The organism is gamma proteobacterium SS-5 (genome assembly GCA_009497875.2).
In the GTDB taxonomy this organism is placed as follows: domain Bacteria; phylum Pseudomonadota; class Gammaproteobacteria; order Chromatiales; family Chromatiaceae; genus Magnetovirga; species Magnetovirga frankeli.
On the sequence record CP032508.2, the window covers coordinates 488428 to 506523 of the forward strand.

19 protein-coding genes, 1 pseudogene and 1 riboswitch are annotated in these 18096 nt (G+C 63.8%); of the genes and pseudogenes, 5 read left to right on the forward strand and 15 right to left on the reverse strand.

The genetic code is table 11. From position 1 onward, the window contains the following. Nucleotides 1–75 precede the first annotated feature (75 nt). From hisD to D5125_07500, 4 genes are all read right to left on the reverse strand, one after another. A complete protein-coding gene (hisD, locus tag D5125_07485) occupies nt 76–1374 on the reverse strand; it encodes a histidinol dehydrogenase (GenBank protein ID QFY89342.2) in 1299 nt (432 codons plus the stop codon). A 249-nt stretch (nt 1375–1623) separates the two neighbouring features. Continuing rightward, the gene (locus D5125_07490) at nt 1624–2265 is read right to left on the reverse strand and encodes an ATP phosphoribosyltransferase (protein QFY89343.1); all 642 of its coding nucleotides are present in this window, start codon (nt 2263–2265) and stop codon (nt 1624–1626) included. A 265-nt stretch (nt 2266–2530) separates the two neighbouring features. Further along, nucleotides 2531–3790 carry a UDP-N-acetylglucosamine 1-carboxyvinyltransferase gene (gene murA, locus D5125_07495; GenBank protein QFY89344.1) on the reverse strand — a complete coding sequence of 420 codons (1260 nt, stop codon included), beginning with the start codon at nt 3788–3790 and terminating at the stop codon, nt 2531–2533. 74 nt (nt 3791–3864) lie between these two features. After that, a complete protein-coding gene (locus D5125_07500) occupies nt 3865–4551 on the reverse strand; it encodes an ABC transporter ATP-binding protein (protein QFY89345.1) in 687 nt (228 codons plus the stop codon). Between D5125_07500 and D5125_07505 the strand changes: the two genes are divergently transcribed. The 3 genes from D5125_07505 (at nt 4498) to D5125_07515 (ending at nt 8333) form a co-directional block, all read left to right on the forward strand. Next, nucleotides 4498–5208 (forward strand): arylesterase, encoded by a 711-nt coding sequence (locus tag D5125_07505; GenBank protein QFY89346.1) that lies wholly within the window; start codon nt 4498–4500, stop codon nt 5206–5208. The genes D5125_07500 and D5125_07505 overlap by 54 nt on opposite strands. Before the next feature lie 187 nt (nt 5209–5395). Further along, a riboswitch (TPP riboswitch) is annotated at nt 5396–5484 on the forward strand. A gap of 31 nt (nt 5485–5515) precedes the next feature. After that, nucleotides 5516–7372 (forward strand): phosphomethylpyrimidine synthase ThiC, encoded by a 1857-nt coding sequence (gene thiC, locus D5125_07510; GenBank protein QFY89347.1) that lies wholly within the window; start codon nt 5516–5518, stop codon nt 7370–7372. 394 nt (nt 7373–7766) lie between these two features. Beyond that, nucleotides 7767–8333: a diheme cytochrome c gene (locus D5125_07515; GenBank protein QFY89348.2), complete on the forward strand. Its 567-nt coding sequence runs from the start codon at nt 7767–7769 to the stop codon at nt 8331–8333. 1 nt (nt 8334) lies between these two features. Here D5125_07515 and D5125_07520 read toward each other — a convergent pair whose 3' ends face one another. The 9 genes from D5125_07520 to D5125_07560 all read right to left on the reverse strand — a co-directional run bounded on the left by D5125_07520 (nt 8335) and on the right by D5125_07560 (nt 14433). After that, entirely contained in the window at nt 8335–9651 is a 1317-nt protein-coding gene (locus D5125_07520; protein ID QFY89349.1) for a sensor histidine kinase, read from the reverse strand. Beyond that, nucleotides 9629–10294, reverse strand: coding sequence for a response regulator transcription factor (locus tag D5125_07525; protein QFY89350.1), 666 nt, complete (start codon nt 10292–10294; stop codon nt 9629–9631). The genes D5125_07520 and D5125_07525 overlap by 23 nt, the downstream gene beginning before the upstream one ends. Before the next feature lie 3 nt (nt 10295–10297). Next, nucleotides 10298–10621 (reverse strand): peptidase, encoded by a 324-nt coding sequence (locus D5125_07530; protein ID QFY89351.2) that lies wholly within the window; start codon nt 10619–10621, stop codon nt 10298–10300. A gap of 153 nt (nt 10622–10774) precedes the next feature. Beyond that, nucleotides 10775–11233: a CopD family protein gene (locus D5125_07535; GenBank protein QFY89352.1), complete on the reverse strand. Its 459-nt coding sequence runs from the start codon at nt 11231–11233 to the stop codon at nt 10775–10777. A 97-nt stretch (nt 11234–11330) separates the two neighbouring features. After that, nucleotides 11331–11636 carry an STAS domain-containing protein gene (locus D5125_07540; protein QFY89353.2) on the reverse strand — a complete coding sequence of 102 codons (306 nt, stop codon included), beginning with the start codon at nt 11634–11636 and terminating at the stop codon, nt 11331–11333. Nucleotides 11637–11691: 55 nt separating this feature from the next. Beyond that, the gene (locus D5125_07545; GenBank protein ID QFY89354.1) at nt 11692–12309 is read right to left on the reverse strand and encodes an ABC transporter substrate-binding protein; all 618 of its coding nucleotides are present in this window, start codon (nt 12307–12309) and stop codon (nt 11692–11694) included. Then, a complete protein-coding gene (mlaD, locus tag D5125_07550) occupies nt 12306–12791 on the reverse strand; it encodes an outer membrane lipid asymmetry maintenance protein MlaD (protein QFY89355.1) in 486 nt (161 codons plus the stop codon). Before mlaD ends, D5125_07545 begins: the two co-directional genes overlap by 4 nt. 6 nt (nt 12792–12797) lie before the next feature. Then, entirely contained in the window at nt 12798–13640 is an 843-nt protein-coding gene (mlaE, locus tag D5125_07555) for a lipid asymmetry maintenance ABC transporter permease subunit MlaE (GenBank protein ID QFY89356.1), read from the reverse strand. Beyond that, nucleotides 13570–14433, reverse strand: a complete 864-nt coding sequence (locus D5125_07560) for an ABC transporter ATP-binding protein (protein QFY89357.2) — start codon at nt 14431–14433, stop codon at nt 13570–13572. The genes mlaE and D5125_07560 overlap by 71 nt, the downstream gene beginning before the upstream one ends. Before the next feature lie 131 nt (nt 14434–14564). Here D5125_07560 and D5125_07565 point away from each other — a divergent pair, with 131 nt between their 5' ends. After that, nucleotides 14565–15905 (forward strand): sodium:alanine symporter family protein, encoded by a 1341-nt coding sequence (locus D5125_07565; GenBank protein QFY89358.1) that lies wholly within the window; start codon nt 14565–14567, stop codon nt 15903–15905. A gap of 8 nt (nt 15906–15913) precedes the next feature. On the opposite strand, the gene D5125_07570 is transcribed toward D5125_07565, so the two are convergent. Next, nucleotides 15914–16897 carry an AAA family ATPase gene (locus tag D5125_07570; protein QFY89359.1) on the reverse strand — a complete coding sequence of 328 codons (984 nt, stop codon included), beginning with the start codon at nt 16895–16897 and terminating at the stop codon, nt 15914–15916. Further along, nucleotides 16894–17499, reverse strand: a complete 606-nt coding sequence (locus D5125_07575) for a nicotinamide mononucleotide transporter (GenBank protein ID QFY89360.1) — start codon at nt 17497–17499, stop codon at nt 16894–16896. The genes D5125_07570 and D5125_07575 overlap by 4 nt, the downstream gene beginning before the upstream one ends. A 286-nt stretch (nt 17500–17785) precedes the next feature. Here D5125_07575 and D5125_07580 point away from each other — a divergent pair. Next, a pseudogene (locus D5125_07580) lies at nt 17786–18079 on the forward strand (phage integrase N-terminal SAM-like domain-containing protein). Nucleotides 18080–18096 lie beyond the last annotated feature (17 nt).

Below are 18096 nucleotides of genomic sequence, written 5' to 3' on the forward strand. Positions count from 1 at the left end.
GATGTTTCATGTTCCGGAGTGGTGCTGTCCGCTCCATGTCCGTTGGGTAAGGCAGCGCAAACCCTAGAGTCTGCCTTACTTCAACCGATACTCCGCCGAGCGGGCATGGGCGGTGAGGCCTTCGCCACGGGCGAGGATGGAGGCGGTGCGGCCCAGGCTCTGTGCGCCCTGGGCCGAGGCCATGATCAGGCTGGAACGCTTCTGGAAGTCATAGACCCCCAGGGGTGAGCTGAAGCGGGCGGTGCGCGAGGTGGGCAGGACGTGGTTCGGCCCGGCGCAGTAGTCGCCCAGGGGCTCCGAGGTATAGCGGCCCATGAAGATGGCGCCGGCGTGGCGGATCTTCGGCAGATAGGCCTGGGGGTCGGCCAGGGACAGCTCTAGGTGCTCGGGGGCAATGCGATTGCACAGCTCGGCGGCCTGGTCCAGGTCGCGGCAGTGGATCAGGGCGCCACGCTGGCGCAGGGCGCTGGCGATGATCTCGCGCCGCTCCATGCCCGGCAGCAGGCGGTCGATAGCGGCTTCCACCCGGTCGATAAAGGCCGCATCCGGGCAGAGCAGGATGGACTGGGCGTCCTCGTCGTGCTCGGCCTGAGAGAATAGGTCCATGGCGATCCAGTCCGGCTCGGTCTGGCCGTCGCAGATGATCAGAATCTCCGATGGCCCGGCGATCATGTCTATGCCCACCTGACCGAACACATGGCGTTTGGCGGTGGCCACGTAGATGTTGCCCGGGCCGACGATCTTGTCCACCGCCGGCACGCTCTGGGTGCCGTAGGCCAGGGCCGCCACCGCCTGAGCGCCGCCGATGGTAAACACACGATCCACCCCGGAGACACGTGCCGCTGCCAGCACCAGTTCGTTGAGGGCGCCACCGGGGGTGGGCACCACCATGATCAGCTCCGCTACCCCGGCCACCTTGGCCGGTACGGCGTTCATGATCACCGAGGAGGGGTAGGCCGCCTTGCCGCCGGGGACATAAAGACCGACCCGGTCCAGCGCTGTCACCTGTTGGCCGAGCAGGGTGCCTTCCTCGTCCAGATAGTCCCAGGAGGCCATTTTCTGCCGCTCGGCGTAGCGGCGTACCCGCTCGGCAGCGTGCTCCAGGGCCTGTTGCTGTTCGGCGGGAATGCTGTCCCAGGCCTGCTGCAGGCGCTGCGGCGGGATGATCAGATCGGCCATACTGGAGGCGCCGCACTGGTCGAAGCGGTTGCTGAACTCCACCAGGGCGTCATCGCCACGGGCGCGGACCTGATCGATGATCTCCAGCACGGTGTCGTTGACGCTGCGATCGGACACCGATTCCCAGGTCAGCAGGGCATCCAGCTGGGGCAGAAAATCGGCAGCAGCGGTATCGAGTTTGCGTATGTCAGTCATGTTGATCACCTAAGTTTTGACGCTGGAGTGTTTAGGACGCAGAGGACGCGGAGAAGACGCAGAGCACACAGAGAAAAATAATGTTACTTCAGTCTCACTCTCCCCTTGAGGGGAGATGGTGGGGGTGAGGGGGGCTTTACAGCCTCATTTTTCTCTGCGTTCTCTGCGCTTCTCGACTCGGGCTTCCTGCTTCGTTCTACCTCCTGCGTCCGTGCAGTCGTTTGCGCCCTCTGCGTCCCTCCAGCATCGCTAATCGGTACAAACCGCCTCGCGCAGCACTTCCACCAGGCCGGCGAGGCTGCTGTGTTTCATTTTCCAGCTGGCCTTGTTGAGGATCAGCCGCGAGCTGATGTCGGCCATGTGCTCCAGGGGCTCCAGGCCATTGGCCTTGAGGGTGTTGCCGGTTTCCACCAGATCGACGATGAGATCGGACAGGCCGACCAGGGGCGCCAGTTCCATGGAGCCGTACAGCTTGATGACCTCGATCTGCTGGCCCTTGGCGGCGAAGTGGCGGCGTGCGCTGTTGACGTATTTGGTGGCGATGCGCAGGCGGCGGGCGCTCAGATCGGCACCGGGTCGGCCGCAGACCATCATGCGGCAGCGGGCGATGTTCAGGTCCAGAGGCTCGTAGAGACCCTCGCCGCCGTGCTCCATGAGCACATCCTTGCCCGCCACGCCCAGGTCCGCCGCGCCCCACTGCACATAGGTAGGCACGTCGGTGGCGCGGATCAGCACCAGCTTTACCTGCGGCTGGTTGGTGTCCAGAATCAGCTTGCGGCTGGTTTCCGGGTCCTCGGTCGGTTCAATCCCGGCCTGGGCCAGCAGCGGCAGGCTGTCCTGGAAGATGCGCCCCTTGGACAGGGCGATGGTGAGGGGTGCGTCAAAATTCATCGGCAATCCTGTTGGGTTCAGTCTATCCCGGCGAAGTCGGCATCAAACAAGGACGCAGAGTACGCAAAGAAGCGCAGAGACCGCAGAGTATTAAAATCGATAGCCTCTCAAGGGGCATCTCCCGGAGAGAGCGCTAGGTTCAGGCTGCAAGAGCTTGATTTTCTCTGTGTGCTCCGTGGCTCTGTGGCTAAATACTGAGCTGTTTTTGGGCTTGGCTGCCAGCTTTACATTTCACTGTTCAAACCTCAGTCTTCAGACTTTGGGCTTAGCCCGGCACGCGGCGTATGTTGGCCCCCAGGCTGGCCATCTTTTCTTCGATGTTCTCGTAGCCACGGTCGATATGGTAGATGCGATCCACCAGGGTGTCGCCCTCGGCCACGCAGCCGGCCAGTACCAGGCTGGCGGAGGCGCGCAGGTCGGTGGCCATGACCTCGGCGGCGGTGAGCCGCTCCACCCCCTTGACGATGGCGGTGTTGCCCTCGACCTTGATCTGGGCACCCATGCGCTGTAGCTCCTGGACGTGCATGAAGCGGTTCTCGAACACGTTCTCGGTCACCGTTGCCACCCCCTCGGCCACAGCGTTCATGGCCATGAACTGGGCCTGCATGTCGGTGGGAAAGGCTGGATAGGGCGCGGTGTGTATGTCCACCGCCTGGGGCCGACGGCCCTGCATGTCCAGTTCGATCCAGTCCGCCCCGGTGTCGATCCTGGCCCCGGCCTGGGTCAGCTTTTGCAGCACGGCGTCCAGCAGGGTGGGGTCGGCATCCAGCACACGCACCCGGCCACGGGAGATGGCCCCGGCCACCAGGAAGGTGCCGGTCTCGATGCGATCGGGCAACACCCGATGGCTTGCGCCCCTGAGCCGCTCCACCCCGTCGATGACAATGGTGTCCGTACCCGCGCCGCTGATCCTGGCCCCCATGGCGATGAGGAAATTGGCCAGGTCCACCACCTCCGGCTCGCGCGCGGCATTTTCGATCAGGGTACGCCCCTCGGCCAGGGTGGCGGCCATCAACAGGTTCTCGGTACCGGTCACGGTCACCATTTCCATGATCAGCCGCGTGCCCTTGAGACGCTTGGCCCTGGCCTTGACGTAGCCGTTCTCCACGCGGATATCCGCGCCCATGGCCTTGAGCCCGTCGATGTGCAGATTCACCGGCCGCGTACCTATGGCGCAGCCGCCGGGCAGGGATACCTCGGCCTCGCCGAAGCGGCTGAGCAGCGGCCCGAGCACCAGGATCGAGGCACGCATGGTCTTGACCAGGTCATAGGGGGCGATGTAGGAGTTGATGGTGCGGGTATCGATCTGGATGCGCATGCGCTCGTCGATCTCTATGTCCACCCCCATGCGCCCGAGCAGGCCGACGGTGGTGGTCACATCCTGTAGATGGGGCACGTTGCTGATACTCACCGGCCCCTCGGCCAGCAGGCTTGCCGCCAGAATGGGCAGTGCGGCGTTCTTCGCCCCGGCGATGCGTACCTCGCCATCCAGCGGCTCGCAGCCGCTGACAATCAGTTTATCCATCGCCAACCTGTGTGATGTATTCGGGAAAGCGAGACATCATACTATGGATCGGCCATTTTTTGGGACAACCCCCCTCAAACATCCCAAAGCCTGCCCTCATGCAGGTCCAGCTGCCTTTGACAGCGGCGGGCGAAGGCGCGGTCGTGGGTGACCAGGACCAGGCTGGTCTGGCCCTGCAGGGCGAGCAACAGGTCCTGCACCTGACCGCCGGTGGTCTCGTCCAGGTTGCCGGTGGGTTCGTCGGCGAACAGGATGCGCGGCCGGGTGACCAGGGCGCGGGCTATGGCCACCCGCTGCTGCTCGCCGCCAGACAGGGCGCTGGGGGCGTGGCGCAGGCGATGGCTCAGTCCCACCTGCGTCAAGGCGGCGCTGGCCTGTTCGCGGGCCTGGCCCATGCCGAACAGCTCCAGCGGCATCATCACGTTTTCCAGGGCGTTCATGCCCGGCATCAGCTGGAAATTCTGGAACACAAAGCCCACCTGACGGGCCCGCAGCCGGGCCCGCTGGTCCTCGTTGAGGGTGCCCAGGTTCTCACCAAATAGGGCTACCTGGCCCGAGCTGGGGCTGTCCAGCCCGGCCATCAGGGCCAGCAGGGTGGATTTGCCGGAGCCAGAACGGCCGACAATGGCCAGGCTCTGGCCGGGTTCGACACTGAGCGTGCAGCCCTTTAGGATGACCACCTCTTCCCCTTGGCTGGTCACGCGGTAATGCACATCGTCCAATTGCAGTATGCTGGTTTCAGATTCGGTTTTGGCATCCATCTTGGCATCCATCAGGCTAGGCTTTGGCTCCGGGGGCGCGGGTGGCGTGGTCTGGGGCTGGCCCTGCTGCTGCTTTGGCCCCTGACCGGTTCGACGCTACAGGCGGCAGAGCGCTGGCTGGTGCTGGGCGATAGCCTCAGTGCCGCCTATGGTATCCCACAGCAGGCCGGTTGGGTGGCCCTGCTGGGACAAAGGTTGGCGGCCTTGCAGCCGCCCATCGAGCTGATCAACGCCAGCCTCAGCGGCGAGACCACCTCCGGCGGCCTGCAACGCCTGCCGGATTTACTCAGACAGCATCGGCCAACACGGGTTCTGTTGGAGCTGGGTGCCAACGACGGCCTGCGTGGGCAGGATCTCAGGGCGAGCCAGGCCAATCTGGAGCGAATGGTGCAGATGATCCAGCGCCAGGGCGCGGAGGTGGCGCTTCTGGGCATCCGCCTGCCGCCCAACTACGGCCCGGCCTACAACCGCATGCTGGAGCGGATGTATGCCGATATCGCCGAGCGGCACGGGTTGCTGTTCGACCCCTTCTTTCTGCAAGAGGTGGCGCTGCGGGCCGAGCTGATGCAGGACGATGGCCTGCACCCCAACGCCAAGGCCCAGCCGCTGATCCAGGAACGTATCTGGGGCCTGTTACGGCCAGGCGCAGGCAATTAGCCTGCTGCCCTTGGCCTCCCCCTTTGCAAAAAGGGGATTGAAGCAATTCCCCCTGACCTCCTTTGAAGGGGGGAATCTGAATCTCTCCTTAAAGGTGAGAGGGAGCAAGGAGTTGGTTTACTGCGCTTGCGCCCATTAACCCGCAGACCCCAGCTCCTTGTAATTGCCCCGGCCTTTGGTTAACTTAGCCCGACGCTAGGGGTGCCTGCCAAGGCTGAGAAAGTCCCTTTGAACCTGTCCAGGTAATGCTGGCTAGGGAAGCTGACCGCCCTGCGCTCACCTTCCCTCATCACCACTGAGAGATACCATGAGCGCCATCCCTGAAGACTTTGTCCGCAAGACCACCGCCCTGTCCGCCGAGGTCACCCGGCCCTTTCCCAAATCCCGCCGCGTCTATGTCACTGGCAGCCGGGCCGACCTGCGCGTACCCCTGCGCCAGATCGAACAAGACCCCACCCCGGCCAGCTTCGGCATGGAGGAAAACCCGCCCATCTGGGTCTATGACACCTCCGGACCCTACACCGACCCCGAGATGCAGATCGATCTGCTGCAGGGCCTGCCGGAGCTACGCGCCAGCTGGATTGCCGAGCGCGACGACAGCGAGCAGCTATCCGGCCCCAGCTCCCAATTCGGCCAGGCCCGCCAGGCCGACTCCAGCCTCGCCAGCCTGCGCTTCGAGCATCTGCGCGCACCGCGCAAGGCCAAAGCCGGGCGCAACCTGAGCCAGATGCACTATGCCCGTCAGGGGATCATCACCCCGGAGATGGAATTCGTCGCCATCCGCGAGAACTGCCGCCTGCAGGAGATGCGCGCCGACCCGCGCTACGCCAAGCTGCTGCGCCAACACGCCGGCCAGGGTTTTGGTGCCCGAATTCCCGAAGAAATCACCCCGGAGTTCGTGCGCAGCGAGGTCGCCGCCGGGCGGGCCATCATCCCCGCCAACATCAACCACCCGGAGCTGGAGCCGATGATTATCGGCCGCAACTTCCGCGTGAAGATCAACACCAACATCGGCAACTCGGCGGTCACCTCGTCGATTGAAGAAGAGGTGGAAAAGCTGGTCTGGTCCTGCCGCTGGGGTGGCGACACCCTGATGGACCTGTCCACCGGCAAGAACATCCACGAGACCCGCGAGTGGATTCTGCGCAACTCGCCGGTGCCCATCGGCACTGTGCCCATCTATCAGGCCCTGGAGAAGGTCAACGGCGTCGCCGAGGATCTGACCTGGGAGATCATGCGCGACACCCTGATCGAGCAGGCGGAGCAGGGGGTGGACTACTTCACCATCCACGCCGGGGTGCTGCTGCGCTATGTGCCACTGACCGCCGAGCGCATCACCGGCATCGTCAGCCGCGGCGGCTCCATCATGGCCAAGTGGTGTCTGGCCCATCATCAGGAGAATTTTCTCTACAGCCACTTCGAGGAAATCTGCGAGATCATGAAGGCCTACGATGTCGCCTTCAGCCTGGGCGATGGCCTGCGCCCCGGCTCCCTGGCCGATGCCAACGATGCCGCCCAATTCGCCGAGCTGGAAACCCTGGGCGAGCTGACCCAGATCGCCTGGCGGCACGATGTGCAGGTGATGATCGAAGGCCCCGGCCATGTGCCCATGCAGATGATCCAGGAAAACGTTACCAAGGAGTTGAGTGACTGCCATGAGGCACCCTTCTACACCCTGGGGCCACTGATCACCGACATCTCCCCCGGCTACGACCACTTCAGCTCCGGCATAGGCGCGGCGCAGATCGGCTGGTATGGCACCGCCATGCTCTGCTACGTCACCCCCAAGGAGCACCTGGGCCTGCCCAACAAGGAGGACGTGCGCGAGGGCATCATCACCTACCGCATAGCCGCCCACGCCGCCGACCTGGCCAAGGGCTTCCCTGGGGTGCAGGTGCAGGACAACGCCATGAGCAAGGCGCGCTTCGAGTTCCGCTGGCACGATCAGTTCGCTCTCGGCCTGGACCCGGAAAAGGCCATCGCCTCCCACGACGAAACCCTGCCCGCCGAGGCCCACAAGGTGGCGCACTTCTGCTCCATGTGCGGACCCAAGTTCTGTTCCATGAAGATCTCGCAAGAGGTGCGCGAGTACGCCGAAAAGGGCATGAACGAGATGGCACAGCAGTTCAAACAGGGCGGCTCGGAGATCTATCGGGAGTTGTAGCCAAGGGTTGTTCTTCCCCTTTACCAAAGGGGGTAATCCCCCCCCGGCCTCCCTTTTGCAAAGGGGAGGAAAATCCCCCCCCTTTGTAAAAGGGGGGGTTAGGGGGGATTTACAAATACCGGCTCGATCATCGACGCAATAAAAAGACCACGGGCCGAAGGCGCGGACCGGTATGCGATGCCATTGGATGGGGACTTGGTTGCTCGAACCTGATGGGATAGATTTCGTTGCGGATCGATGTTCAGCCTGGTTTCAGCTTAAGCCGTTACACTTCCCCTCATTCCGGCTATCTCCCCTTGAAGGGGCTAACTCCTTACAATTTGGCAACCTAAGGGTCTGCAAGATTCTTGCGCTCTGTGCCACAATCCCTTGCCTAACCACCCCGGAGATCACCATGTTCAATCCCCTGAAGCCGCTTCTGTTTGGCCTGCTCGCCCTGGCTCTGGCGGACCCCCTCGTGGCTGCCGAGGCCGATGCGGCCCAGCCCAGCCTGCTGGAGCGCTGGTTCGGTGGCAAGGAAGGGCCGGACGCCTATCGCCAGGATGCCGATTTTGCCCTCTACCAACAGGCCTGCAGCGACTGTCATCTGGCCTATCCGCCGGGGCTGCTGCCCGGCAGCTCCTGGCAGCGCATCATGGGCGGGCTGGCCGATCACTTCGGCCAGAAGGCCGCCCTGGATGATGCCTCCGTGCTGCGCCTGCAGGCCTATCTGTTGCGCCATGCCACGGAGAAATCCGCCGCCCCCTATGCCCAACAACTGGCCCGCACCGCCGGGTATAAGCCAATCAATCTGCGGATTACCGAGTCCGAATACTTCAGCATCAAGCACCAGGACATCTCCTTAACCGAGGTCAAGGCCAACCCCAGGATCGGTAGCCTGAGCCAGTGCCAGGCCTGCCACAGCAAGGCCGATCAGGGATCCTTCAAGACGGATGAGGTGGTGGTGCCCGCCCCCGAATAGGCTACAAACGGAGGCGGATACGGCTGCGCAGGCCGCCAAGCTCGGTGGAGCGGTCCATCTGTAACTGGCCGTTGTAGCTCTCCACTATGTCCTTGACTATGGCCAGGCCCAGGCCCTGGCCTGGGGTCTGCTCGTCCAGCCGCTTGCCGCGTTGCAGCAGGGCCTGGCATTGGCTGGCGTTCAACCCTGGGCCGTCGTCCTCCAGACAGATCAGCAGGCCCTGCGCGTCCTGTTCCAGCCGGAGGCGTATCCGCTGTCTGGCCCACTTGGCGGCATTGTCCAGCAGGTTGCCGAGTAGCTCCATCATGTCGTCCTGATCCAGCGGTAGTTGCTCCGCGCACTGGCAGCGCCAGTCCAGGTGGAGCTGTCGATCGGCGTACAGGGCCTGGATGCCTTCAACCAGATCGGCCAGGTCGTGCTGGGCGACAAAGTGTCTTCCGGCCATGGCGCTGCCGGCCAGGCGGGCACGGTGCAGCTCCCGCTCGATCAGGTGGTGCATCTGTTCGGCCTGTTGCTGCAGGCCCTCATGTCCAAGCTTACGGCCCTGATGGGCAATCCGCTGCAGCGGCCCCTTGAGGGCGTGGGCCAGGTTGCCCGCGGCCAGGCGGCTGCGCACCAGATGCGCTTGCAGACGACCGAGCAGCTGATTGAACTCCGCTACCAGCGGCTGGATCTCGCTGGGAACCGGCGCGTCCAGCTGCTGGCGCTGGCCACCGCTGACCTCGGCCAGCTGGCCGCGCAACCGATCCAGCCGTTGGAACAAGCGCCGCAACAGCCAGCCCTGGGCCAGCAGCAACAGGGCCACCATGGCCAGGGCCAGCAGCAGGCCGTACAGGAGCAGTTGGCGAAAGTGTAGGTGCAGGCTGCTGATATCCTCCGCCACATGCAGGCTGAAGGCCAGGCCATCCTTTTCGTAACCGGCCGACCAGAGCAGCAGGCGCTGCCCGCTGGGTCCGGCCAGGTGCCGGGTCTGCTCCTCGCCCAGGGCCGGGCTGGGCGGGTCCAGCGTCTCGTCCCACAGGGAGCGGGAGCGCAGCTCGCCGCCGTCGGCAAAGCGCACCAGCAGATAGTGACCGGACAGGGGCTGGCGGTAGATGGGTGGCAGCGGGCTGTGCAGCCGCTGGCGGTGGGGGTCGATGGCGCTGAGCATGGCCTCGCCATCGTGGGCCAGGCGGGTGGCGACGAATTGCAGGCTGCCAAGCCAGGTCAGGCGCAGCCCCAGCACCAGCAGCACGGCCAGCATCAGCACCAGCAGCCCGCCCAGCAGCCAGTGCAGGCGGGATTCGATCGAGCCCTCAGGGCTCAGGATGGAAGACATAGCCCTGACCACGGCGGGTTTCGATGTGTTGCGGGCCGAGTTTCTCACGCAAGCGGCGCACATAGACCTCTATCAGATTGCTGTCGCGATCAAAGTCCTGGTCATAGACATGCTCGGTGAGGCGGGTCTTGGACAGGATCTTGCCCGGATGCAGCATGAAATAGCGCAACAGGCGAAACTCGGTGCCGGTCAGGGCCAGCGGTAGCGCATCGGTCCTGCACAGTTGCTGGCGCTCCTCGTCCAGGCGCAGATCCGAGGCCCACAGCTGGCCCTCGGCGCGGCCCTGGGCACGCCGGATCAGGGCCTGCAGCCTGGCCAGCAATTCCTCCGGGTAGAAGGGCTTGGTCAGATAGTCGTCGGCCCCCGCCTTGAGGGCATCTACCTTGTCCCGCCAGCTGCTGCGCGCGGTCAGGATCAATACCGGCATGAGCCGCCCCGCGCCGCGCCAGCGATCCAGTAACTGCCTGCCGGGCAGGCCCGGCAGCCCCAGATCGAGGATCACCGCGTCGTACTCCTGGTGCAGGCCCATAAACAGGCCATCGCTGCCGTTATCGGCCAGGTCCAGGGCATAGCCTGCGGCCTTCAGCTCCGGCCGCAGTTGCTCCACCAGGTCGGCGTCATCCTCCACCAGCAGCAGGCGCATCGCTCAGTCCTTTTGCTCGCGCTGGAGGATTTCCGCGCTCAGGGCATCCACCTTCAGTTCCTCCACCCGGCCATCGGGCAGCAGGTATTCGATCTCATACAGGTGACGGTCGCGCTTTTGTTCGTACTCCACCTCCAGCACCCGCGCATCGACGGGTATGTGTACTCGCTGCAACAGCACTTGCAGCGGCAGCACCTGGTGGGATTGGCGCAGGGCGTAGGCCTTGTCGGCGTCTTTATCCTCGCTGGCCCAGGGTTGACTGGACAGGCCCAGAACGAGACCGAGCAGGGCGCTAAGCCCCAGGGCTTTCATGGCTAGGTTTTTCATGCGTGTTACTCCCGTGTGATCAGGTTGGCAAGGCAGGGGCTATCCCCTGCAATACAGCCTATCAAGCCAAGCTGAAACCAAACTGAAAAGTAACGGTCTGGGCACCAGTCGGGTTTAGGTGCCCGTAGCGGGCATCCCAAACCCGACAGGCTCCTAGATCAATTGCACATGGCGCCCGGCCACGGCGTAGGTGCTGATCAGCAGGCCGAGGATGAGATTGGTCAGGATCAGCTTGCGGATCAGGCCCAGGGCGCTGGCGGCATCGGGCCAGCGCTGTTCACCCACGGCCAGGCCCATCTTGCGGTAGGGGACAAAGTAGAGGAAGGCGAAGATGGCCGCCATCACCAGACCGACCGCTGACATCAGGTGTACATGCAGGCCGGCCTTGCCCTGGAAGGGGCCGAGGAAGACCCAGAAACCGCTGCTCAGCAACAGACCGATGCAGCCCCAGACCCAGGGAAAGAAGCGCCGGAATACCCCCAGCATCAGTTGCAGGCGCTGCGCCGGTTCCAGTTCGGCGGCCGCCGGGCGCAGCATCAGATGGGCGAAGAACATGCCGCCGACCCAGATCAGGGCGGCGAGAAAGTGCAGGCTAATGGCTAGGGCGAACATAGGGCTCCCTTTGGAATCAAGGTGGTGACCTAACCTCTTGCCCCTCCCTTAAGGCCTGTGAGGGCCAAGGGAATAAGCGGGGGGTTGGCGGCTAAGCTCAATTGGACCCAAAAAAACCCGCAACGTTGCACAGCCTGGCGATATTTTGCAGGGCCTCGGGGATGGCGTGGAAGCTCAGTTGCCCCTTGGCCCTTTGTGATTGCTCCAGCCATTCCAGCATCAGGGCCAGGCCGGCGCTGTCGGCGTGCCGGATCTGCCCCAGGTCGATGTGCAGGGCCTGGCTGAAATCCAGCTGGCCCTGGGCTTGGCGTAACAGATCGGGGACCGAGTGAAAACCCAGGTCACCCAGCAGTTGCCAGTGATTGGCCTCGCCTTGCAGTTGACAGGGTTGGAGTTGGCTCACGGGCGTTGTCCAGGTTAGGGCCAGGGGCTGCGGCAAGATCAGCCGCAGGCTCCGGCTAGCGGTTTTTCGTCTTCATCTCCTGAATCAGGCCGGATACGCCGATCTGCCCTACCCGGCCGCCGAAGCTGGTGCGGTAGTTGGAGACCAGACTGACGCCGCCGACCTTGATATCCACCACCTTCCAGCTACTGCCGCCACCGCGCAGACGGTAATCCACCGCGACCGGCGCGCCGCCGGAGCGGGGCACCTTGGTGCGGACCACGGCGTATTTGCCGCTGACCTGGGCCGGCTTGTAGTCGATCTGGCCGCCGGAGTAGTTCAGCAGGGCGGTGCCATAGGTGCGCACCAGCAGCTGGCGAAACTCGCGCACAAAGGCGTTGCGCTGGCTACCAGAGGCCTGGTTCCAGTACTTGCCCAGTACCGAGCGGGACATGCTGTAGAAGTCCACATGGGGCAGCACGCTGGAGCGGATGATGGCATAGAGCTTGTCTGGATTGGCCTTGAGGCTGGCCTTGTTGGCCAGTACCTTGTTCAGCACCCGCTCGGCGTGGTTCTTGACGAAGCTGTCGGCACCGCCGGCCAGGGCCTGCCCACTCCAGCCGAACAGCAAAAGGACGAGGATCAGGGGCCAGAGGCCGGATTTTGCGGGGATCTTTTGCATCATGGGCATCATAGTTTTTCTCCTTCGGGCTTGGCACCCTCTGCCGCCTTGTTGAACAGGAATTGGCCAACGATCTCTTCCAGCACCATGGCCGATTGGGTCATGCCGATCTCGCCCCCTTCGCGCAGATACTCGGGGCTGCCGCCGGCCTCCAGGCCGATGTACTGCTCGCCAAGCAGGCCGGCGGTGTAGATCTTGGCGAAGGTGTCATCGGGTATCCTATCGTACTGGTGATCTATGGTCAGGGTCACCAGGGCCTGATAGCTGTCGCTGTCGAACCCTATGGCGCTGACCCGGCCCACGCGCACCCCGGCCATGCTCACCGGGGCCTTGACCTTGAGGCCGCCGATATTATCGAAGCGGGCGCTGATGCGATAGCCCTCGCCATTGGACAGGCCGCTGAGGTTGCTCACCTGCAGGGCAAGGAAGAACAGCGCCAGGATACCGGCGGCCATGAAGGCCCCTACGCCTATTTCGAGGCTGCGCTTGTGCATGATCGATTACTCCCCAAACATGAGTGCGGTCAGGATGAAGTCCAGCCCCAGCACCGCCAGGGCCGAGTGCACCACGGTACGGGTGGTGGCGCGGCTCACCCCGGCCGAGGTGGGCAGGGCGTCATAACCCTGGAACAGGGCGATCCAGCTGCACACCAGGCCGAACACCAGGCTCTTGATGACGCCGTTGTAGATGTCCTCGCGCAGGTCGATGGTGGACTGCATCTGTGACCAATAGGCTCCGCCATCCACCCCCAGCAGGTTGACCCCAACCAGATGGCCGCCGATGACCCCCACGGCGCTGAACAGGGCAGCGAGCAGGGGCATGGCGATAAAGCCGGCCAGAAAGCGCGGCGTCAGCACCCGCCTGATCGGGTCCACCGCCATCATCTCCAGGCCGGACAGCTGTTCGGTGGCCTTCATCAGGCCGATCTCGGCGGTCAGGGCAGAACCGGCCCGGCCGGCGAATAGCAGGGCCGTCACCACCGGGCCCAGCTCGCGCACCAGGGAGGCGGCCACCATCACGCCCAGGGTCTCGGAGGCGCCAAATTTGGACAGGACATAATAGCCCTGCAGGCCCAGCACCATGCCGACGAACAGACCGGAGACGAGGATGATCATCACCGACAGTACGCCCACGGAGAACAGCTGCGCCACCAGCAGGCGCGGCCGTGGCAGCAGATCCCCCAGCCCCTGCAAGATGCGCAGCAGCAGCAGATGGGCACGGCCCACGGCGGCCAGATAGTCCAGTCCAAAGCGCCCCAGCCGGGCCAGGGCGTCAAACACGCTCGGTCTCCAGCAGGTCGGCGGCCAGGTCCGGGGCCGGATAGTGAAAGTGCGCTGGACCATCGGCCAGGCCCTGCATGAACTGCTTGACCCAGGCGGAGTCCGATGCGGCAATCGCCTGGGGCGTACCCGAGGCCACCACCCGGCCATCGGAGATGACGTGGATGCAATCGGCAATGGAGGCGGTCTCGGCCACATCGTGGGAGACGATCACCGAGGTCAGGCGGCTGGCCTCGTTAAGGTCGTGGATCAGTTTCACCAGCACCGCCAGGGAGATGGGGTCCTGGCCGGTGAAGGGCTCGTCGTACAGTACCATCATCGGGTCCAGGGCAATGGCCCGGGCCAGGGCCACGCGCCGCGCCATGCCGCCGGACAGCTGGGCGGGCATCATCGCCCTGGCACCGCGCAGGCCCACCGCCTCCAGCTTGAGCAGCACCAGCTTGCGTATCATCGAGGCCGGCAGGCGGGTGTGTTCACGCAGGGGATAGGCAACGTTATCGAACACATTGAGATCGGTGAGCAGGGCCCCGCTCTGAAACAACATGCCCATTTGCTTGCGCAGCTCGAACAGCTCGACATGGCCGAGCCGGTGCACATCCTGGCCATTGAATTCGATCCGCCCCGCCGCCGGGCGCAGCTGACCGCCGATCAGCTTGAGCAGGGTGGTCTTGCCGCTGCCGCTGGGGCCCATCACGGCGGTGACCGCGCCACGGGCTATGTCCATATCGACCCCATCGAAAATCACCCGCTCGCCGCGCGCAAAACGCAGGCCACGGATCTTTACCAGGGGTTCCTCGCTATTCACTTGGGGCCGGTCCTGTGTGATGGGACCGAAGATTCTGACCCCCATTGCCATCGGGGTCAAGATGGGGTAGTGGGGAATGAGGTGACAGAGGCACAGAAAACCTTGCCTTTTCTGACCCAATTGGCGTACTTTTGCCCTTCTTCAATACGGGCCTGGGTTAGCAAAAAACAAGGGGAAAGCGGATGGAGACTATCGAAAGTCTGATTGGTGGCCTCAATGGCATTGTCTGGGGTCCGCCCATGCTGGTGTTGATCCTGGGCACCGGCCTGTTTCTCACCGTGGGTCTGCGCTTCATGCCCATCCGCCATCTGGGCGCGGCCTTTCGTACCCTCTGGCAAGGGCGCAAGTCCGAAGAGCAGGGTGATATCACCCCGTTCAACGCCCTGATGACCTCCCTTTCCGCCACCATAGGCACAGGCAATATCGCCGGGGTGGGTACCGCCATCGCCATCGGTGGGCCGGGGGCCATCTTCTGGATGTGGTGCACCGCCCTGGTGGGCATGGCCACCAAGTACGCCGAGGCGGTGCTGGCGGTGAACTACCGTGAGGTGGACGAGGCGGGCAACCACGTCGGCGGGCCCATGTACTACATCAAAAACGGCCTGGGCAAGAACTGGGCCTGGCTGGGCCTGCTGTTTGCCGTCTTCGGTGCCCTGGCCGGGTTCGGCATAGGCAACATGGTGCAGGCCAACTCGGTATCCCATGCCATGCAGGCCAACCTGGGTGTGCCCGAGTGGCTGACCGCCGTGGTCATGGCCTTCTTTGTCTTTCTGGTGCTGATCGGCGGCATCAAGCGCATCGCCCAGGTGGCCGGCAAGCTGGTGCCGCTGATGGCCGCAATCTATGTGTTCGGCGGCCTGGCGGTGATCGTGGTGAATATCGCCGAGGTGCCAGCGGCGCTCTGGGGCATAGTGCAGGCCGCCTTTACCCCCACTGCGGCCACTGGCGGCTTTGTCGGGGCCGGGGTGATGCTGGCGGTGCAGATGGGCGTGGCACGGGGCATCTTCTCCAACGAGGCTGGGCTTGGTTCGGCCCCCATCGCCCATGCCGCCGCGCAGACCAATAACCCAGTGCGTCAGGGCACCATTGCCATGCTGGGCACCTTCATTGATACCATTATTATCTGCACCATCACCGCGCTGGTGATCATGATCTCCGGCCAGTGGGACAGCGGCCTGAAGGGTGCCGAGTTGTCCTCCGCCGCCTTTGCCAGCGGTATCCCCGGTCTGGGCCAGTTCGTTGTCACCTTCGGTCTGGTGATCTTCGCCTTTACCACCATCCTCGGCTGGAGCGTCTATGGCGAGCGTTGCGTTGAGTATCTGCTGGGCATCAAGGCGATACTGCCCTTCCGCCTGCTCTGGGTAGCGGCCATCCCGCTGGGTGCCCTGGTCAAGCTGGACCTGGCCTGGCTCATTGCCGATACCCTCAACGCCCTGATGGCCATCCCCAATCTGATCGCCCTGCTGCTGCTCAGCCCGGTGGTATTCAAGCTGACGCGGGAGTACTTCGACGCACAGGGCTGAGGCATTATTTACTGCCCCGGCAAGGCGGCCAGCGCCTCCCCCACCCGCGCCATGCGCTGCTCCAGCGTGCCTGACAACAGGATGTAGGGCCGCAGGCCACGCTCCAGTTCGGCCCGAATCGCCTGCTGCATCCGCTGTCGATTGGCCGCGCCGGAGCGGTCCCAGGTATCGGCATAGGGAATATCATCGGCACACAGAAAGCACAGCGCATACCGCTGCGGGCACTGGGCCGCCAGCTGTTCCAGGCGGGGCGGCACCCTGCCGTGATAGTAGAGGGCGAACTGGCGGGTGGTGCTGGCATCGGTATCCACGAACAGGTAGCGATTGGCCTGCTCCGCCCAACGGTCCTCATGCCGACAATGCCCCTCGGCAATCGCCACCAACTGCTCCGGGCTGAGGCGGCGCTGACGCTGATGGGCCAGCCAATATTCCCGACCGTACTCCGGCATCCAGCAACTGGAATGGCGTTGTGACAGGGCCTCGGCCAGGGTGCTCTTGCCGGTGCTGGGGGCACCGATGAACGCTAGGCGGTGGATCAGGTCGCGATACACCAGCGGTTGCAGAAAATGCCGGTTGGCGAAGGGCGCGGCGCGGATGGCGGTGGCGGAAATGGGCACGCGGACGCGGGCCGGGTCGATGCGCCTATCCTCAGCGCCCAGGGCGCGGCTGACGTGGTCGCCGTAGAACTCGCTGGAGTAAAAGCGGTCGATCCGGCACCCTGCCAGCCGGGACAGGATATAGACCTCGTGCAGGCGCATGATCTCGGGCGCGTCACTCACCTGGCAGGGGCCGTCCCAGGCCTCGATCACCTCCACCTGGGGGTAGAGGGCGCGAATCCAGCCCGAGCGCACCGGCAGCGGCACCTGGGTGACCTCGCTGGCCGGGTAGATCAGCAGCAGCACCCGCTCATTTTCCGCCAGCGCGGTCTCGATCAGCAGTTGATGACCGCGATGCAGGGGGGCGAACTTGCCCAGCAGCAGGCCGGTGCTCATGCTGGCGCTGATTCGGGCAGCAATTGCCTGGACCGGACGCGGTAGTCGCGCCGCCAGGCCAGCAGGCCCAAAAGGGCCAGGATCAGAAAACAGGCGTATAGCCCGCTGGTGAGATACAGCGCCTTGAACCAGTAGATGCCAATGGCGGCCAGATCCACCAGGATCCAGAACAGCCAGGTCTCCAGCAGCTTGCGCGCCAGCAGCCACTGCGCCACCAGGCTGGCCACCGTGGTGAACGCATCGGCATAGGGCAAGGCGGCATCGGTCTGGCTGGCCATCAACCAGCCCCATACCAGGCTGGCGCTGATCACCAGCAGCGGCCAGCCGATGCGGGCGCTGGCGCTCAAGCGACGGATTGGCAGGCGAGAGACAGGGGTACCGGCCTGCCGACCGCCGTGCAGCCACCAGTACCAGCCATAGAGCTGCATCAGCACATAGATGCCATGCAGCAGCATGTCCGAATAGAGCTTGACCTCATAAAAGATGAACAGGTAAAGCACCACCTGCACCAGTCCGGTGGGCCAGCACCAGATATTCTGGCGTATGCACAGCCAGACACAGACCAGACCGAAGACCACGGCGATGGCCTCAATAGCGATCATATCTACCTCCATCAGCAGCTGTTGGTCTTTGATACAAGTGTTTCGCGTTCCCAGGCGCCAAGTGGGAACGCCGAAGTTCCGCGCTGCGGAACCTCTTTGCCCGAGCAATCTGTCCGCGCCCACCGCGCGCCCCAAATAGGATAGGCCCAGTGGGAGCGGCCTTGCCCGCGATTTCAGAAAGCACACGCCGAATCTTGATGATGCCCCAGTCAGGAAAACAATTTGATTTCAATCCTGGGATTTCCTAACCTCACAAAGTCAAGGGAACAAAAAACAGGGCCGCCCCATGCAAACCGCTACCGCACCGGACGCCAACAGCCACATCCCCATCGACACGGACAACATCGTCCGTGGCTCCATGCTGCTCGGTGACCTGCGTGACCTGCTGCGGCGCAAACACTACAGCATCAGCACTGAACAAGCCTACCTTGACTGGGCCAGGCGCTACATCCTCTTCCACGGTAAACGCCACCCCAACGACATGGGCGAGGCCGGGATCGTCGCCTTCCTCAACCACCTCGCCGTCCACCGCAAGGTCGCCGCATCTACCCAAAACCACTTTATATCAAGTATCGTGTTCAATCGATAAAGGACGAA

Bases quoted from the DNA above. Each gene is read 5' to 3' on its own strand.
- hisD (QFY89342.2), bottom strand. From the start codon at position 1,374: ATGACTGACATACGCAAACTCGATACCGCTGCTGCCGATTTTCTGCCC.
- D5125_07490 (QFY89343.1), bottom strand. From the start codon at position 2,265: ATGAATTTTGACGCACCCCTCACCATCGCCCTGTCCAAGGGGCGCATC.
- murA (QFY89344.1), bottom strand. From the start codon at position 3,790: ATGGATAAACTGATTGTCAGCGGCTGCGAGCCGCTGGATGGCGAGGTA.
- D5125_07505 (QFY89346.1), top strand. From the start codon at position 4,498: ATGCACATCGTCCAATTGCAGTATGCTGGTTTCAGATTCGGTTTTGGC.
- D5125_07500 (QFY89345.1), bottom strand. From the start codon at position 4,551: ATGGATGCCAAAACCGAATCTGAAACCAGCATACTGCAATTGGACGAT.
- thiC (QFY89347.1), top strand. From the start codon at position 5,516: ATGAGCGCCATCCCTGAAGACTTTGTCCGCAAGACCACCGCCCTGTCC.
- D5125_07515 (QFY89348.2), top strand. From the start codon at position 7,767: ATGTTCAATCCCCTGAAGCCGCTTCTGTTTGGCCTGCTCGCCCTGGCT.
- D5125_07520 (QFY89349.1), bottom strand. From the start codon at position 9,651: ATGTCTTCCATCCTGAGCCCTGAGGGCTCGATCGAATCCCGCCTGCAC.
- D5125_07525 (QFY89350.1), bottom strand. From the start codon at position 10,294: ATGCGCCTGCTGCTGGTGGAGGATGACGCCGACCTGGTGGAGCAACTG.
- D5125_07530 (QFY89351.2), bottom strand. From the start codon at position 10,621: ATGAAAAACCTAGCCATGAAAGCCCTGGGGCTTAGCGCCCTGCTCGGT.
- D5125_07535 (QFY89352.1), bottom strand. From the start codon at position 11,233: ATGTTCGCCCTAGCCATTAGCCTGCACTTTCTCGCCGCCCTGATCTGG.
- D5125_07545 (QFY89354.1), bottom strand. From the start codon at position 12,309: ATGATGCCCATGATGCAAAAGATCCCCGCAAAATCCGGCCTCTGGCCC.
- mlaD (QFY89355.1), bottom strand. From the start codon at position 12,791: ATGCACAAGCGCAGCCTCGAAATAGGCGTAGGGGCCTTCATGGCCGCC.
- mlaE (QFY89356.1), bottom strand. From the start codon at position 13,640: ATGGTCCAGCGCACTTTCACTATCCGGCCCCGGACCTGGCCGCCGACC.
- D5125_07560 (QFY89357.2), bottom strand. From the start codon at position 14,433: ATGGCAATGGGGGTCAGAATCTTCGGTCCCATCACACAGGACCGGCCC.
- D5125_07565 (QFY89358.1), top strand. From the start codon at position 14,565: ATGGAGACTATCGAAAGTCTGATTGGTGGCCTCAATGGCATTGTCTGG.
- D5125_07570 (QFY89359.1), bottom strand. From the start codon at position 16,897: ATGAGCACCGGCCTGCTGCTGGGCAAGTTCGCCCCCCTGCATCGCGGT.
- D5125_07575 (QFY89360.1), bottom strand. From the start codon at position 17,499: ATGATCGCTATTGAGGCCATCGCCGTGGTCTTCGGTCTGGTCTGTGTC.